This is a genomic window from Campylobacter sp. RM5063, assembly GCF_024723655.1.
GTDB classification, from domain to species: domain Bacteria; phylum Campylobacterota; class Campylobacteria; order Campylobacterales; family Campylobacteraceae; genus Campylobacter_D; species Campylobacter_D lari_D.
In genome coordinates this window covers 1-694 of sequence record NZ_JANQDA010000064.1, presented here as the reverse complement: position 1 = coordinate 694, position 694 = coordinate 1, and the positions used below count along the sequence as shown (strand labels likewise).

Below are 694 nucleotides of genomic sequence, written 5' to 3'. Positions count from 1 at the left end.
CAATCAAGGTAAGCTGTTTATATATATAAATTTCATCTGTAAAAAAATCCGCTGACTTATTTTTTGTTTTCATATATTTAAATTGAATATTGAAATTACTACACAATGGATTCGATACTCCATAAAATTCCAAAGTAGCCTTACCACTAGAATTTACTCTAACATGATCTTGCTTTGGTTTAGCCGCTGATAAAAAATCATGATATATTTCAATTTCTGTATTCGGGATTAAATTACTTACCTCAAGATGAAAATCTTGATTTAATTCTATGGTTTGCTTATAACCCTTATAGCTAGGATAAATAATACTAGGGATATATTCTTTATCTACATATGCAATAGTAGTGCTAACACTTTGTCCAATAGTATTTACACTAATTACAGGGTTATTTTTAAATGGGGTTTTAGAAGTAATAGTTGCTTTAGCTTCACCACTAGAATTAAATGTTATATCATGATCATTTAAAGTAGCGTCTCCACTTATATTCCATTCTACTTTAGCACCTTTTTTACCATCTTTTAGCGTGATATTGGCTTGTGCTTTTTCTTCGGTGTATATTGTTTTATCCCCTTCAAATTTTAATTCTCTTTGATAAAGCTTAATTTTATCTGCAGCAAACTCTATTTTACTTGTTCTTGTCTTCATATAATTAAACTTAATAGCAATATCTTTAACATTATAATCACTAATCCC

At 28.4% G+C, this 694-nt stretch carries 1 protein-coding gene; it reads right to left on the bottom strand.

The window, feature by feature from the left end; genetic code table 11:
* On the bottom strand, window positions 1-646 hold a 646-nt coding region (locus tag CAMP5063_RS08380; protein ID WP_337195167.1), incomplete at its 3' end, for a hypothetical protein.
* Between the last annotated feature and the right edge of the window lie 48 nt (window positions 647-694).